This is a genomic window from Jeotgalicoccus aerolatus (assembly GCF_014635205.1).
GTDB classification, from domain to species: Bacteria; Bacillota; Bacilli; order Staphylococcales; family Salinicoccaceae; genus Jeotgalicoccus; species Jeotgalicoccus aerolatus.
The window spans coordinates 1,085,901-1,100,665 of record NZ_BMCN01000001.1; the positions used below are offsets into that span (position 1 = coordinate 1,085,901).

Here is a 14,765-nt window from a genome sequence, read left to right on the forward strand (position 1 = left end):
AGAAGGTTTTTTAATTACTGCATTTTTACTTTTCTTACGGGCATCCAAATTTCACTGTAAGCGTAATCTTCTCTTTCAGCATCCATAATTGTAAATGAAAAACCTGGCGCTTCAACTAATTCATAATTTGATGAGGGCAGCCATTCTGAATACGTGCGGGCCGTCGTCTGCTGCATTGTTTCCGGGAATGGACCTTCATTGGGAAATACTGCCCAAGTGTGTGCATCTACACTAACCGTATCGAGCACTGGACTGATATTCTCTTTAGTCGTCAGCACACCAATCATGTGCGTTAAACTCCCCTCGTCTTTCAAAAATTTCTCATCTGCATCATACGATGCATTAATAATCTGCTCAGGCTCAAGGTTCTGCAGTCTGTGCATTTCTTCTCTCTCTTCTGCAGTAATACTTTTAGCAAGTTCCATAATCTCATTGTTAACCCCTTCAAACTGCATCGGTACTCTTCTGCTCACTCCGGCAATCGTAAATGCAGGCATTTCTTTTATACGTACTTCCATATTTTCTCCTCCTCTGACATCGATATAAAATGAAAGTTTAGGGTAGGTTAGGTGAATCTTTGTCTTCTTAATTTCAGACGGCAAATAGCCGCTCCATGTTTTGAAAGCTCTGGTGAAGCCGTCCACTGATTGATAGCCGTATTTAAAAGCAGTATCTGTAACACTGCAGCCATTCACCAAATCCTGATTTGCCACAGCTAATTTCCTATTTTTAATATATTCACTGAGCGGTATGCCGCTGATATACTGAAATACTTTTCTGAAGTGATAGTCAGATTCCCCTGTATATGCTGCGACATCTTCTAATTTAATATCATTGGCAAGGTTATCTTCAATAAAATTAATAACATCATTTAAAGTTTTAATCATCATTTCCACCGTCCTTTCAAATTACATACTACAGAGTTGCCAAAAAGTTCTCTCGATATTTTCATAGTGAATTATATCGGTCAGCATTATATGATTATTAATTTTTATATAAGTGTGTTTATATTTACTGTAAGGGTATTAAGTTATTACTTAAACTTACAGCAGAGGGTGATTAAATGAGCGAAAATATAATGGCAATTACAGGGCCAACATCAGGCATCGGGAGAGCGACTGCCTTGGAATTAGCTGATCAATTCGACCGAATCGTTCTTCTTGTCCGTAATTTAAATAAAGGAGAAGTATTAAAACAGGAAATAAAAACAAAATCACCTGTTCAGATAGATGTGATTCACTGCGATTTGAGCGAGTTGTCATCAATAGAAGCTGCAGCAAATAAAATGAAAGAAAAATACGATTCAATAGATAGTTTAATATTAAATGCGGGAGTAGTTTCTTTAACGAAGCAGGAAACGAAAGACGGTTTTGAAATGATGATGGGTACAAATTATATCGGTCATTTTTATCTGACACACCTGCTGCTGCCGCTTGTCCTTGACAGCGAAGCAAAACAGATTGTTGTTGTTTCATCGAATGGATATAAATTCGCACCGTTAAAAGCACCTTACTTTAAACGAAGAAAATTTAACCCCGTAACGAACTACGGCCAGTCGAAACTGGGTACTTTGTATCTGATGCAGGCCCTGTACGACTCGTATCATGAAGAGGGGTTAAAAACGACGGCTGTACACCCAGGAGCAGTGTCGACTAACTTAGGAAAAACACCGAAAAATGAACGATTCGGCAACCTGGTCTATAAAGTACTGACACCTTTTTTTCTTACTGCGGAAGAAGGCAGTTTTTCGACAGTAATGGCTGTGAAATTCCCTGAAAAATACAACGGTAAATATATGCATAATGGTAAAATTCTTAAAGTGCAAAAACACGGGAATGATATAGATGCAAGAACATCTCTTATGACAGCGACATTAGATGTGCTGAACCTGACTCACCTTTAAAATACAGGGAAGGTACAGATCAAGACACCTGTACCTTCTCCATGCTGTTAAATGTTTTTACTTATCTTCCTTCTTGCTTTTTGTTTTCATATAAATTGCCGATAGCAGGTCACTCCCAAAGCCGCTAAGAATTGAATAACCTATAATCTACATCATACTTTCACATGCCGGCACTATATCCATAAGAAAGTAGATGAATAAACAGAAGACAATAAATAATTTTATTATCTCAGGTGTCTTATATAGTGTTTCATGAATTTTTTCATATACGTTCTTCTCACTCCTACATAAATCCTTCTTATTTCTTTTATTTTAAATTGCGGTCATGATTCGACAGACCGAAAATTCTCTAATTTGTATATCAAATGTAAAACAAATAAAAAAACGACACAAAATCTTCTGCTTAAGAAATCTGTATCATTTTTTAGCCTTATTCATTCTTTAATTAAATATCCACCTGAACACTTGCATAATCAAACGAGGAATATATAATATTATCTCTAATAGTCCGAATGCTGTATCAGCCTTACTCATAGGTTCTGCAAGCTGTCTTTTATTCTTAGATCGTAACTTGGCGGGATCAATGTATTCAGGATCTTTTGATTGATTCATATCCTATCCTCGCTCCTTAACATATTCATTTCGTTTTCTTTAATTTTAAGTTGTCTGACTTTCTCTTCATCTGCCATGTCAGAGACTAAAACATCAAAACTGGTATCGTAAATTTCTTTCGCTTTCAACTTCACTTCATTAGAGTTCGTATCTGCCGTAATTTCATATTGTATATTCTGTATCTGGTTGAATAAATTATTTGCTCTGACTTGTGCGCTTAACTCAGATTCGTTCACTTTAGCTTCAATCAATGCTTGTCTGACTGCATACTTGATAACAAAATAAAATACGAAAGCTGCAAATAATATTGCGATAAATGTACCCACTATGAACTACTCCTTAGATGAATTATTTTCTATTACGAATTTATATGAATTGAAGAAAAAGGAGATGATTATAAATACAACAAATATTATAGTGACTGCTATACCGCTAACCTTTAAAAAATCTGATGGATAAGGATAGCTTTCAGTATATATATTCAGTCTGTTGCTCACTATAAAAAATAGCAATGATACGACAAAAACTATATTCAGAATTTGACTTATCACTGTTTCTTTAACTAGTACTAAGTCACCATCTTTGACTTCAATCCGGTCGGTGCGATCCAGCGGTTGATAGTAAGTCAGCGTACCAGATTCTTCGGGTATATCCATAGTTCTTGTATGAAAACCGCCGACAGAACCGATTATTTCAGAGTTGAATTTTATACTGATAGGTAGCAGCCAGCCGAGAAACCAGGTTCTCCTCTTAACAGTAATTTCCATTCCTTAATCTCCTTTCAGTATTTGAGACAAACGTATCATGTCTCTGCAATGAATTCCGTTCTCAAAAATATCTTCATCATAGTTTCTTACAAAAAAGTCTTTATCAATATCTGATATTCTAAAGCCGCATTTTTGATATAAGGCAAGCTGGCCAATGCTTGAATTACCGGTGCCTACTTCAATCTTTTTGTAACCCATATCTGCAGCTTTTTGGATCGCATCTTTAACAAGGGCTTTGCCTATTCCACTACCCTGGTACTGTTCATCAACTGCGATATTTATGAGTTCGATAGTGTCATCACTCGTTTCAAGCAACACGTACACACCTGCTGTGTGATTTTCAATTTCTGCTGTATAACATTGTCCTCTATCCAAATATTCTTTCACAAGTTGCTCGGATGGGTCAGCTGTCAGCAGTAATTCCATCGGCGGCTGTTGATTTCCCTTCAGTAATTTCGTTTCCATGCTTTTTTCCCCTTTAAAGCATTATTCCGCAATATCCGCTTCTGATGATTTCTTCGCTTTAACCGCTCTGTAAGTAATCGTAAAGATTATTACCAGTAAGTTCAGACTGAGCATTGTAATGTAATATGAGCTTGAGTGACCTTCCAGGATGTAAGTTCCGTAACGTAAGGCGTTGAGTGTGAGCAGAACATATAAAATAATAACCGACCCATTATTCATAGTCTTTATCCCCTTCGTTATTACACTCTTCTCTATTTATGTATTTATACTTATCTTATCATATTTTATATGTGGTAAACTCCTAATAATACTAGTGTCAGGAGGATGTTCTTATGAAGATAATATTGATATTTGGTCCGCAGGCTGTTGGTAAGATGACTATCGGAGAAAAAGTAGGTACGGCATTCAACCTGCCGCTGCTGCACAATCATGTCACACTGGATGCGATTTGGCCGTACATCGGCTGGAACAAGGATACGTTCAGATTGTCAGATCAGATCCGTATGGAGATTTTTGAGCATATAGCTGAAGATGACTCACACCCGGGAATCGTTTTTACATTTGTCTGGGCATTTGATATGCAGGAGGACTGGGATTACATCAATACAGTTAAAAACATCTTTAATAAAGACTCACATGACATTTACTTCGTGGAACTGGCAGCTGATTTGGATGAGAGAATCAGACGGAACACGACTGAGTACAGGCTGAAGAAGAAGCCTTCGAAACGGAATGTGGAGTTCTCACATGCAGAACTGACGAGTTCGGCTGAGAAGCACAGACTGAATTCATACGACAATGAAATTCAGGAAGATAAATATCTCAAGCTGGATGTGACATCGTTAAGCGTTAAAGAGTCGAGTGAGAAAATAATTGATTGGATTAATAACAACTAGAATAGATCAGAGGATTTTAAAATGGAAGTAGTTATAGAATGGCTTATTATTTTCCTTCTTTTTCTTGCAACAACCTTTGCAGTTTCAACTTTTGTTAACTTTATGAATCGTGATGACAAAAGACTGCCGTGGAAAAATGTAATTATCTTTGCAGTGAGTTTTAGCGTAATATTCTGTGGCGTTGCATTAATTTTGGAAATATTTAGAACTTATTAATTAAAAATTAATCCCACAATCCGGGCTTTCGGTTTGTGGGATGTTTTGTATCTCTTACGTGTTCAGCAAGACCAGTTTATGTGTTTTAAAGAAGAAGCCAATTAATGCGACAATCAGTAATCCTCCCAATGCAATACGTTCGGCACTGAGCAGCTGTTCATAATTGGAATAGCTTGTAAAATCTATCACCTCAAATATACTCAATGTTAAATAAAGAAAGAATAGAATCAGAAGAGTACTCAGTACTTTTCCAAACATTGTTTCTTCAATCTGTACAACATCACCTGCTTTAACTTTCAGTTGATCATCCCGACCAATGGGCTGATGGTACTTCAGTTCTCCTTCATCTTTTCCCGGAATTTCAACTTCCTGAGAGCCGTATAATGTGCCGACTGATTTATTGTTATATCTTATCCGCAAAGGAATGAATGCTGCAAATATCCACAGTTTCCTTTTAACTTTAACACTCATATTTCTTCATCCTTTGTATCTAGTTAGCTAATAGTTAAAATTATCATAATGATTAGATTTGGATTTTTTATTAATGTTTTCTTTTGAAAATTTTAGACAAACATTTCTTTCTAACATGGTATGTTTTTCTGCTGGGTAGCTCCAAACAATTTAACTGACCGCCATATGTCGCAGCTCCATCAATTCCTATAATATTATTCTCACCAAAGTAAATATTGTGATTTTTCTTTTTACGGATTATAGAGACCGGTGTATGATCAAAGACAACTGTTTTATAATCCGAGTATTTCTCATAAAATAATTTACGGATCCATAAAAATGTGTGACGTTCGTTTTCTTCAAACAGAATATCCGGTCTGATACCTGCATGAACGAATATATAATTATCTTGTTCATAAAAATAATCCATTTCTCTTATGAACGCTACATGTTCTTTAAACTCATCCGATTCAGGCAGCTCCATGCTCTTGATAGATGAATTGTAACTCTCCAATGTAGAAAGTGCCCCTGCTCTTTCCCATCGTTTCCATTCATCCGGTTTATTATCTACAGCAGCGATCATCATGTCATCATGGTTTCCTTTTAAAACAATTGCACCCTGTTTCTTTAATGCCATCACACGGTCCAATACTCCTTTGGAATCCGGACCGCGGTCTATGTAATCACCAAGTAAGATTAGCTGATCTTTATCAGCATTATATTTTATCTTTTTCAGCAATTTATTAAAAAGCTTTAACTCCCCGTGAATATCACTAATAATTAATGTTCGCTGCATGAATTGCCTCCATGATGTTTTTGATTATCCGTGCATTTGCGTTCAAGTCTTTATTTAAGATTACTATAATTAGTAAACGTTTACAAAACAGATAGTAAAGCTATAATTGAATAAAATCGTATTTACTAGTTCTACTTAAAAGACAGGGTGAATTTATGTATATAGATATTTTTAATGAAGTTGTTGATATTATGCAGAATGATTATGCCGGACATAAGGATAAACAAGGATGGGATTCACCTGATAGATATCGTGAGAATATTCGAGAATTAAGTAATCAACATCAGTTAGATGATTATACTTTTATAAATATTATTAATGATTATCTACTAGACTTTAAAGATCCACATATGTTTTTCATTGCTAAAGATGAGCAATCCAAAACAAATAAGGATATCGGCTTTAAAGTAAGACGTTTTAACGATGTTCTCTACGTTACTGAGGTTATGAGCGAAACAAGATTGAATGCAGGAGATAGAGTAATCGCTTTAGATAAGCTTACAGTAAGTGAGTTATCTCTTAAACATAAAAGAGAATTGAGAGATGAAATACCTGAACGGCAGAGATGGGAAAATATTATTGAAAAGTACAATACATTGTACATAGAGAATAATAATCGCGAGGTTACAAGTTTCAATCTGAAACTTTATGATAAGCAGCAGTACACACCCATTCATTCTTTAGAAAAGCTAAATCATAATACTTTTAATATGACTTTAACTGATTTCTTTTCACCGGATCCTATAGAAAAGATTATAGCCTCAAATCAGGAAAGATTAAGTGATTTGGAAAACTTAATTATAGATGTACGTCAAAACAGAGGTGGCAGCGATTCAAGCTTTGAACAGCTTTTACCTTTACTTTTTCCAGAAGGAAAAACAATTATTAACCTCGATAATTATAAAATGGATTTTAATATCACAAAAAGAACGGCAGATTTGCAGATTAAGGGGCTTAAATCATTACAAGACAAGACAACAGATACATCTTTTAAAGAAAGCTTAGATAACATGATTACTTTCTTTCAAGACAATTCCGGTAAAGGTTTCGTTTCTTTTGAAAATGGTGGAGAATTTGAAGTTGAAGGTTCTGAATTCCCTAAAAATATAATTGTACTAGCCGATGTATATTGCGGCAGTGCAGGTGATATATTTGTAGACATTGCCAGCAGATCGGCTAAAGTGGCTGTCATAGGAAGGCCTACAGCTGGGTTAAACGATTATTCCAACTTAATTAATAAAGATTGGGAGGAAAAATTCTCGTTGTATTACCCAACGTCCAGAATGGTTTCTCTCGATAGTGGAATCAAAGACACGGGAGTAAAGCCTGATACTTACGTGAAATGGACACCAGAACATCTTCAGGCAGATATAGATATGAACATTGCTTTAAATTTTTTAGAAGAACGATAATTTAAAATCTACTTATTTTATACTTTGAGGAGAGGCCAAAATGAAACCGGAAATTATGATTGTAGGCACTCAGCATTATCATGAAATTTTCAGTCACTCTGACCCAGATGAGCAGTTTTTAGACAGTGTGAACATTTTCAGAGATTCATTAATCAAATTCCAGCCAACTCGTATATGTATTGAACAGGAAGAAAAAATCCAGGACGTTATTAATGACAGCTTCAATAGATATAATCCAGTTGTTTTCTATAAAAATGAAGCTTATGATTTGGGATTTTATACTGCTAAACAGTTAAATCTTAAATCTGTCATTGCAATGGACTGGATGGAACAAGGTTACGGGGTTAATGGAATGAGTGGTGTTTATGAATGGGCTCAAAACAACGATGTATCATTCATTGAACTGATTGAAGAGATACAGTCTCATCATGATAAACTCAGTAAATTGAATGACTCATATAAAATCACTTTGGAACTGAATAAACCTGAAAGCTATAAAATGGATGAAGTATTGTATGGTCAAATGATGCTACTTGGGGATGATTGGAATATTTCAATCCCCTGGCTGACATGGTGGTATAAAAGAAATATGATTATGGTTAATAACATCACTCAGAATTTAAATAACAATGATCAAGTAATAGTTATAGTCGGTTCTGGTCACGTTTATATTTTAAAACAATTTTTGGAAGCATCGAATAAGTTCGATGTCATGACTTTTTATGACTGGGTTGAAAATAATAATATGGGAGGCACTCTTGATTAGAAAAGCAAATTTAGATGACGCTGAAAATATTGCACAAATTTTAGTACATAGCTGGCAAGTAAATTTTAGAAATATTGTTCCCGAAGACTATTTAAACCAAATGAGTGTACATAAGATTACCAAAGGTATTAGAAAATCGTTAGAAGTAAATACTTTATTCGTATATGAAATCAATGATGTGATAGTTGCCTTCGTTGGATGCGGTTCAAACAGACTTCAAGAACATCCAGAATTTGAAGCAGAATTACATACTATTCATGTTCTCCCCGATCAAAAAGGTAAAGGTATCGGCAAAGATTTATTCGAAATTGTTAAAGTAACTTTAATCGAACAAAATTATACAAATATGATACTTTCCGTATTTGAAGATAATCCCACTACAATATTTTATGAAAAACTAGGCGGAAAGTTTATAGGTACGAGAACAGTTGAATACGGTGGAAAGCAGTCTATAGAAAGATTATACGGTTGGAATCTTAGCTAAATATCAATTATTTTTTCGGAGGTCACCATGTCCAAAGCAGAAAAAGCGATAATTACAAATATGTGTATGATAGAAAACGATAAGGGTCAAATATTAATACAGGATCGGATCAGCAGTAATTGGCCGGGTGTTACTTTCCCCGGTGGAAAAGTTGAAAAGAATGAGTCTTTTGTGGATTCGGTGATTCGTGAAGTGTTTGAAGAGACAGGTCTGGTTATAAAAAATCCGCAAATATGCGGTACGAAACAGTTTCAGACTGAAGATGATGAAAGATATATTGTACTGATGTATAAAACAAATCAGTATTCCGGTAATCTCCGTTCATCTGATGAAGGTGAAGTATTCTGGATTGATAAGTATGAACTTGGTACATATAACCTGGCCAATGATTTTGATGAGATGTTCCGGGTAATGGATTCTGATACTCTTTCCGAATTTTATTATGATGAATCTTGGAATGTGCAGCTTAAATAATATCGAAATTACACACTGTATATAGTATACCGTATACAATCTTATTCTTGCTGGAACCTCTTTAATAGTTAACATATATTATTTGTTACTTTTATGAATTTCCTAGCCAGATGCGTTTACTAAATCTCTATTCCTCCCATATTCTACTCTCATTTGGGTATATGCATAAGATATGAGGAGGCTTTTCTATGACACAAAAACGCTGGTTTCAAACAGCAGTCGCTGTAATTTTTACTTTAATCATTATTTTACTACTTATTCAACTGCAGGGGATTTTCTCTCCAATTTTCACCGTGATACAGACTATATTTGTACCTCTGCTGATTGGCGGAGTACTTTTCTATTTAACCCGCCCGATTTTGCATTTTCTGATGAATCATAAATTCCCAAAGTGGTCAGCTATCATCATTATTTTTGCTTTGATGGGATTACTTATTTGGTTATTTTATATTCTTATCGCACCTATTGTTACTCAGCAGGTAAATTCGCTTATCGATAATGCTCCGGAAATTATTAACACTGTAGAAGGTTACGTAGAATATTTCGTGACACAGCGTGAACACATGCCAACCGCAGTTCAGGATCAGATCAGCAATGTGTCCGGGCAATTAACAGACTGGGCATCAACTATCGGCTCAGGTATCGGTTCATTCATAATGAGCCTGTTTTCGGGAGTGCTTGCACTGGTACTCGTGCCGTTTTTCCTGATTTATATTATGATTGACCACAAGAAGTTCGCACCTTTTGTTTCAAAATTCTTCTCCGGAGACAGAAAAGCATGGGTTCGTAAAACACTTGGCGATGTAGACCACACTTTAAAATCATATATTGTCGGGCAACTATTAGTCAGCTTAGTTGTAGGAATTCTGCTACTGATTGGTTACTTAATCATCGGTCTGGATTATGCATTCTTACTCGCACTTATTGGTGTAGTAACCAATGTTATTCCATTCCTAGGACCTTATATTGCAGTAATTCCGGCAATCATTATTGCACTGTTCCAGGATCCGATTATGGCTGTATATGTAGGAATCATTATGCTTATTGCACAGCAAATTGAAGGGAACCTCATAACGCCGAATGTGATGGGGAATGCGCTGAGTGTTCACCCATTGACGGTTATTACTTTGATACTCGCAGCAGGTAACATCGCAGGTATTTGGGGAATCATCCTGGCAATTCCATTCTATGCTGTAGTTAAGACTATCGTTATTAACATCTACGAGAAACGTCAGGAAATTAAAGACACCGCAACAGAAAATGTCTCATAACTGAAGAATCAAGAAGAGCACACTCTCCAAATGGAAAGTGTGCTCTTCGTATGTGTAAATTTATTGATTAGTTATTTAACTACTTTAATCCTATACGACAGACACTCTTTCAGCGAAGCATGTTCATGATACTTCATACTTTCATAATCCATCGCACCATGCGGAAAATAACCAGTGACATTTAATCCTGCCCGCCTGCACAAATTATGGATTTCATCAGGTGTATAACACTTCAAATACTGAGTACTGTTAAGTTTTTCATCTTTTTCATGCCACCAGGTATCCATCATAATATCCGCTTCAAAGTCATATGAATATCTGCGTTTAATGTGAGGCATATCTCTTCGATTCAAATACATTTCAACACCATCAGCTTTTTTCCAATGCTCCGGCTGATATACATCAATAAGTGCACAGCCGTCATCCTTCAGCCAATGCTTAATATTCTTGAGCAGTTTTAACTGATCATCATCTGTACCAACACCAAAACCGTCTATATAAATAATCACATCAAATTTATGTTTAATCGTCACATCATAAAAGCTGCCATGAACTGTTTCAATATTATCCGGATTAAGAGATTTTGCTTTTTCGACCATTTCTTTTATTAACTCTACGGTAGTAATTTGACCTACTTGATTTGAAAGTGCACGTGCTAAACTTCCATCCCACGCGCCAAGTTCAAGCATTGATTCTACCGGTTTACCAGCCTGTTCCAATATTTCATTTGCTGCTTTTGTATGATATCCCTCAGGATAATTACCTATAAACTTATACTGCATTTTATAAAAATCGTTTGCCCAATTACTTTCCATTTTCTTATCTCCTAGAATTTAATATGCGGCTAAACCATTCTACTTTAAGTTTCTAATCCCCATAATAATCCCTGCTTTCATATTTCACTTCGTTTACTCAAACCACATCGTGATTAGAATAACCGGAAAATTCATCATGCCGTGTATAAATATCAACAGCCATATGTTCCGATATTTCGCCCAGAAATAACCTAAAAACAGACCCATCATTCCATGCAGTACCAGTGCATGTGCAGTTGAATCAATCCAACCGCCGGAACCTTGAATACCAGTATGCCATAAAGCCCACAACACTGCACTCACACAAATCGCAGGCCAAATTCCAAGAGCCGCTTCTAATCTCGACTGCAACCACTTTCTATAAAACAACTCTTCTAATACTGCATTCAAAATCAATGAGATTAGCGCACCTAGCAGCAAGGTAAGAAAATCTATTTCGTAGGTAGACGCTTCAGACAAAGGACTCAACATGTAAAACACGAGCCACACCACAACAACCAGCAAGGGTTCTTTCCATCGGCGAACGGTTTTTATCGTCATAATCTCTCTAACTGAATCCCTTTTAATAATAATTAAAGGAATAACGAAAAGGAGAATCAGTTTGTATATATAAAATAAGTCGAACACATATGATTTCGGTGTCACTATCATCAGTAATATCAGAACGATTGCCAGAGTTACAAGGGCCCAAGTGGACTTTGGCACTTCTTTATACAATGGTTGTATTTGTTCCTTATCCCATGGCCTCAGTGTCATCAACAAAGGAAACAGAGCAATTATCCAAACTTGCCAGATCGCAGTCTCCTCTTCAAAATCTGCACTGACTTGAACCATACCGTTGTGAACAAGAAGCATGTATATCAATGATATGAGAATCAAAAGCATAGTTGAAATAACAATTGTAAATCTGACAGTCCTGTTCTTCATCACATTTCCCCTTTACATAAATCTTTTATAGAATCAATCATCTTAGTATGAGAATACATACTCATTCTCTTCATAAGAATATCTTCATTTGTTTTAATAAGGACTATTTTATATAAATTTAAAGAGGAGACTATTATAAAATGGAGACTATAAATTAGACAGTGATAAAAAAAGAATTTATTTAATATGAGCCCAAACGAACTTACTTTAAGTTTCTAATCCCCATAATAATTCCCCCGGAATTTATATTAGCTTCTACAATATCTCATACTTTTTCTCAACTTCTTCAAACATCCTCATCATTTCTTCTGCTTCTATAATATGATTTGCAATTTCCGAGTGTTTAAAACTTTTTCCATCTACGAAAACTGTGTTGATATCCAGTATATTTTCGAACTGTTCAATAGGATTTCCATTAAGAAGCAGATAACTATCATCTTCTCCGGTAACTGCTTTCGCTTCTACTGTTGCTTTTTTCAGTATGTCAAAAGCATCTAAGTTAAAAGACTTAAATTCATGCAGTTCTTCTATCATGCTTAAACCAGGGTATACCCATGTGCCGGCAGGTGCATCAGTACCGATATATACTTCCCCGCCAATTTCTAAGTACTTTGCAGTAATAGCTTTAACTTGTTCATACTCCCACTTCTGCCTTCTTCTAAAATCGTCCTTAAGCTGAGCATCAATCGCATTAAATTGATCATTTACAGTAAATATCGTGTCCTCACCCAGCAGTTTCATTTGTTTCGACTTTTCGAGCTCTGACGGATTAAAAGGCCGCCCTTCTGCCAAATGTCTGTACAGTGATAAAGTCGGTACAATTTTCACTTCTTTTTCTCTTAGATGAGTCAACACTGCTGTTAATCTCTGCTCATCCACTTCAATTTGGCTGATACGCTCAAATTCTTCCGTGGGAATTTGAGTATTATAACCAGGGTAAAGACTGTGAACAATACTCGATGCATGTTCAAGCCACTTTACTCCGTAAGCTGCGGCTTTCAGGGAATCAATAGATTTTGTATGTAGCAGGTCAGCAGCAACTTCCAAATTCAATTCACTGCTCTTTTTAACGACTGCCTCTAAAACATCTTCCTGAATATTACCGTATACTTTGATGAATTTAGCGCCTTGTTTATGCAGCTCTTCAACACCAGCTAGCGCGGTATCGATATTATTCGTAGAAATATTTCCATACGATGAAGGTCCCCATAACCCCGGTTCACCGTCTATAAAACGATAAGTCGCATATACTTTAGGAGATAGACTATCAATCATATTGAGCAGTTCATAATTGCCGCCTGTGTTTCTCACTGTTGTAACCCCGCTGTATAAATAATGCTTTGCACTGGCCGGTGTAATATGCGTATGCATATCTGCCAGACCCGGTATTAGAAATTTACTTCTGCCATCAATTTCAATCTTATCTTCTGAATGAATACTGATATCTTTCATTTCAATTGTTTTGTTTTCAAGATTAACCCAATTTATATTTTTGATTTCTATCAAGCTGACTCACTCCCCTATGTTTCGCTCAAGTTGCTTTAAACTATATCTATTCTATAAACTCCAGCCTGTTACCAAATAGGTCTGACGTGAAGAACCTATTAGCATTTTCCAACTCATTATCTTCAATCACATCTATCCCCTTTTTTCGAAGCTGAGATTTTAAATTACGAAACTGTGCTTTCTAAAAACTTCTTAAATTTATCTTCCTCTTCAATATCCGGCATATGATTACTGTATTCAAAAGTTTCTAATGTTGCATTAGGCATTAAATCCGCTGCTTCTTTACTGAAAACGTAAGGACATTGTGCATCATGACGGCCGCAGTATATGTATGCACGCATGTCACTATGCTTAAGTTCATCCCTAACATCATATTCTTTTAATTCTTCTGTAAAGTAGTCTATTTTAAACATTAAAGTTCTGCCGCTGTTTTTTCTTTTCAGCATATCGTAATATGCATCTTTCCTGTAGAGTGACATCATAATCCATTCTTTAGCCAATTCATTTCGTTCTTCGCTTGTCGCTTCCGGCGAACGCATTTCTGTAAATATATCTTTCATACGCTGGTTATTCGGATTTTTTGCGCAGTATATACTATCTGGATGGTTCATATATTCACCTGAAGCACATAAGCCGCCTGCTATTATTTTAGTTAATGACTCCGGATACATAACGGCATATTTCAAAGCTAAAAACCCGCCGGTAGAATGACCAGCAAAGGCCCATTTCTCTATATCAAGCGCTTTTCTTACCGCTTCCAGATCATGAATCGCATCATCCATACTGTAGGTATAGTCTTCAGTTTGGTCATCAGATTGCCCCGCACCCCGCAAGTTAATCACATATACTTTATAATGATCACTTAACTGCTGAGACATAATATCTCCGTTTGAATTATATTCGCTGTACAAGTGAGTATATGCTAACGGTTCCCCTTGACCGTAAGTAAACACTTCGAAAATGCCTCTCGCTGATTCCACTAATTTAGTTTCAAACATAATCCAT

The 14,765-nt window shown here is 35.9% G+C and carries 19 protein-coding genes; 8 read left to right on the plus strand and 11 right to left on the minus strand.

The window, feature by feature from the left end:
* Positions 1-14 precede the first annotated feature (14 nt).
* Positions 15-887, minus strand: coding sequence for an AraC family transcriptional regulator (locus IEU81_RS05500; RefSeq protein ID WP_135096357.1), 873 nt, complete (start codon positions 885-887; stop codon positions 15-17).
* A gap of 176 nt (positions 888-1,063) precedes the next feature.
* On the opposite strand from IEU81_RS05500, the gene IEU81_RS05505 reads away from it, so the two are divergent.
* Positions 1,064-1,903 carry an SDR family NAD(P)-dependent oxidoreductase gene (locus IEU81_RS05505; RefSeq protein ID WP_186090623.1) on the plus strand — a complete coding sequence of 280 codons (840 nt, stop codon included), beginning with the start codon at positions 1,064-1,066 and terminating at the stop codon, positions 1,901-1,903.
* Between the two features lie 608 nt (positions 1,904-2,511).
* Here the strand turns inward: IEU81_RS05505 and IEU81_RS05510 are convergent.
* Genes IEU81_RS05510 through IEU81_RS05525 form a run of 4 tightly spaced genes read right to left on the minus strand, consistent with a single transcriptional unit; the run spans position 2,512 to position 3,966 of the window.
* Positions 2,512-2,841, minus strand: a complete 330-nt coding sequence (locus tag IEU81_RS05510; RefSeq protein ID WP_092596888.1) for a hypothetical protein — start codon at positions 2,839-2,841, stop codon at positions 2,512-2,514.
* 6 nt (positions 2,842-2,847) lie between these two features.
* Positions 2,848-3,282: a hypothetical protein gene (locus tag IEU81_RS05515; RefSeq protein WP_092596884.1), complete on the minus strand. Its 435-nt coding sequence runs from the start codon at positions 3,280-3,282 to the stop codon at positions 2,848-2,850.
* Positions 3,283-3,285: 3 nt separating this feature from the next.
* On the minus strand, positions 3,286-3,747 hold the full coding sequence (locus IEU81_RS05520; RefSeq protein ID WP_186090625.1) for a GNAT family N-acetyltransferase: 462 nt from the start codon (positions 3,745-3,747) through the stop codon (positions 3,286-3,288).
* Positions 3,748-3,768: 21 nt separating this feature from the next.
* Entirely contained in the window at positions 3,769-3,966 is a 198-nt protein-coding gene (locus IEU81_RS05525) for a hypothetical protein (protein ID WP_035807443.1), read from the minus strand.
* Between the two features lie 113 nt (positions 3,967-4,079).
* On the opposite strand from IEU81_RS05525, the gene IEU81_RS05530 reads away from it, so the two are divergent.
* Positions 4,080-4,643: a DEAD/DEAH box helicase family protein gene (locus IEU81_RS05530; RefSeq protein WP_092596875.1), complete on the plus strand. Its 564-nt coding sequence runs from the start codon at positions 4,080-4,082 to the stop codon at positions 4,641-4,643.
* A gap of 21 nt (positions 4,644-4,664) precedes the next feature.
* A complete protein-coding gene (locus tag IEU81_RS05535; RefSeq protein ID WP_092596872.1) occupies positions 4,665-4,859 on the plus strand; it encodes a hypothetical protein in 195 nt (64 codons plus the stop codon).
* A gap of 54 nt (positions 4,860-4,913) precedes the next feature.
* Here the strand turns inward: IEU81_RS05535 and IEU81_RS05540 are convergent, their stop codons facing one another.
* Positions 4,914-5,330, minus strand: coding sequence for a hypothetical protein (locus IEU81_RS05540; RefSeq protein WP_092596869.1), 417 nt, complete (start codon positions 5,328-5,330; stop codon positions 4,914-4,916).
* Between the two features lie 70 nt (positions 5,331-5,400).
* Positions 5,401-6,105 (minus strand): metallophosphoesterase family protein, encoded by a 705-nt coding sequence (locus tag IEU81_RS05545; protein ID WP_092596865.1) that lies wholly within the window; start codon positions 6,103-6,105, stop codon positions 5,401-5,403.
* A gap of 155 nt (positions 6,106-6,260) precedes the next feature.
* On the opposite strand from IEU81_RS05545, the gene IEU81_RS05550 reads away from it, so the two are divergent.
* From IEU81_RS05550 to IEU81_RS05570, 5 genes are all read left to right on the plus strand, one after another.
* A complete protein-coding gene (locus IEU81_RS05550; RefSeq protein ID WP_092596862.1) occupies positions 6,261-7,517 on the plus strand; it encodes a S41 family peptidase in 1,257 nt (418 codons plus the stop codon).
* Between the two features lie 40 nt (positions 7,518-7,557).
* On the plus strand, positions 7,558-8,283 hold the full coding sequence (locus IEU81_RS05555; protein ID WP_186090626.1) for a DUF5694 domain-containing protein: 726 nt from the start codon (positions 7,558-7,560) through the stop codon (positions 8,281-8,283).
* Positions 8,276-8,767, plus strand: a complete 492-nt coding sequence (locus IEU81_RS05560; protein WP_186090627.1) for a GNAT family N-acetyltransferase — start codon at positions 8,276-8,278, stop codon at positions 8,765-8,767. Before IEU81_RS05555 ends, IEU81_RS05560 begins: the two co-directional genes overlap by 8 nt.
* A gap of 27 nt (positions 8,768-8,794) precedes the next feature.
* Positions 8,795-9,241, plus strand: coding sequence for an 8-oxo-dGTP diphosphatase (locus tag IEU81_RS05565; protein ID WP_092596855.1), 447 nt, complete (start codon positions 8,795-8,797; stop codon positions 9,239-9,241).
* 188 nt (positions 9,242-9,429) lie between these two features.
* A complete protein-coding gene (locus tag IEU81_RS05570) occupies positions 9,430-10,512 on the plus strand; it encodes an AI-2E family transporter (protein WP_186090629.1) in 1,083 nt (360 codons plus the stop codon).
* A gap of 71 nt (positions 10,513-10,583) precedes the next feature.
* On the opposite strand, the gene IEU81_RS05575 is transcribed toward IEU81_RS05570, so the two are convergent.
* The 4 genes from IEU81_RS05575 to IEU81_RS05590 form a co-directional block, all read right to left on the minus strand.
* On the minus strand, positions 10,584-11,327 hold the full coding sequence (locus tag IEU81_RS05575; protein WP_186090630.1) for an SAM-dependent methyltransferase: 744 nt from the start codon (positions 11,325-11,327) through the stop codon (positions 10,584-10,586).
* A gap of 93 nt (positions 11,328-11,420) precedes the next feature.
* Positions 11,421-12,254: a CPBP family intramembrane glutamic endopeptidase gene (locus tag IEU81_RS05580; protein WP_092596849.1), complete on the minus strand. Its 834-nt coding sequence runs from the start codon at positions 12,252-12,254 to the stop codon at positions 11,421-11,423.
* 255 nt (positions 12,255-12,509) lie between these two features.
* On the minus strand, positions 12,510-13,760 hold the full coding sequence (locus tag IEU81_RS05585) for an amidohydrolase family protein (protein ID WP_186090632.1): 1,251 nt from the start codon (positions 13,758-13,760) through the stop codon (positions 12,510-12,512).
* A 164-nt stretch (positions 13,761-13,924) separates the two neighbouring features.
* On the minus strand, positions 13,925-14,758 hold the full coding sequence (locus tag IEU81_RS05590) for an alpha/beta fold hydrolase (RefSeq protein WP_186090634.1): 834 nt from the start codon (positions 14,756-14,758) through the stop codon (positions 13,925-13,927).
* Positions 14,759-14,765: the final 7 nt, after the last annotated feature.

Coding starts and splice junctions, on each gene's coding strand:
- IEU81_RS05545 (WP_092596865.1), bottom strand. CDS start 6,105: ATGCAGCGAACATTAATTATTAGTGATATTCACGGGGAGTTAAAGCTT.
- IEU81_RS05520 (WP_186090625.1), bottom strand. CDS start 3,747: ATGGAAACGAAATTACTGAAGGGAAATCAACAGCCGCCGATGGAATTA.
- IEU81_RS05515 (WP_092596884.1), bottom strand. CDS start 3,282: ATGGAAATTACTGTTAAGAGGAGAACCTGGTTTCTCGGCTGGCTGCTA.
- IEU81_RS05550 (WP_092596862.1), top strand. CDS start 6,261: ATGTATATAGATATTTTTAATGAAGTTGTTGATATTATGCAGAATGAT.
- IEU81_RS05525 (WP_035807443.1), bottom strand. CDS start 3,966: ATGAATAATGGGTCGGTTATTATTTTATATGTTCTGCTCACACTCAAC.
- IEU81_RS05575 (WP_186090630.1), bottom strand. CDS start 11,327: ATGGAAAGTAATTGGGCAAACGATTTTTATAAAATGCAGTATAAGTTT.
- IEU81_RS05565 (WP_092596855.1), top strand. CDS start 8,795: ATGTCCAAAGCAGAAAAAGCGATAATTACAAATATGTGTATGATAGAA.
- IEU81_RS05505 (WP_186090623.1), top strand. CDS start 1,064: ATGAGCGAAAATATAATGGCAATTACAGGGCCAACATCAGGCATCGGG.
- IEU81_RS05570 (WP_186090629.1), top strand. CDS start 9,430: ATGACACAAAAACGCTGGTTTCAAACAGCAGTCGCTGTAATTTTTACT.
- IEU81_RS05590 (WP_186090634.1), bottom strand. CDS start 14,758: ATGTTTGAAACTAAATTAGTGGAATCAGCGAGAGGCATTTTCGAAGTG.
- IEU81_RS05540 (WP_092596869.1), bottom strand. CDS start 5,330: ATGAGTGTTAAAGTTAAAAGGAAACTGTGGATATTTGCAGCATTCATT.
- IEU81_RS05535 (WP_092596872.1), top strand. CDS start 4,665: ATGGAAGTAGTTATAGAATGGCTTATTATTTTCCTTCTTTTTCTTGCA.
- IEU81_RS05580 (WP_092596849.1), bottom strand. CDS start 12,254: ATGAAGAACAGGACTGTCAGATTTACAATTGTTATTTCAACTATGCTT.
- IEU81_RS05500 (WP_135096357.1), bottom strand. CDS start 887: ATGATTAAAACTTTAAATGATGTTATTAATTTTATTGAAGATAACCTT.
- IEU81_RS05530 (WP_092596875.1), top strand. CDS start 4,080: ATGAAGATAATATTGATATTTGGTCCGCAGGCTGTTGGTAAGATGACT.
- IEU81_RS05555 (WP_186090626.1), top strand. CDS start 7,558: ATGAAACCGGAAATTATGATTGTAGGCACTCAGCATTATCATGAAATT.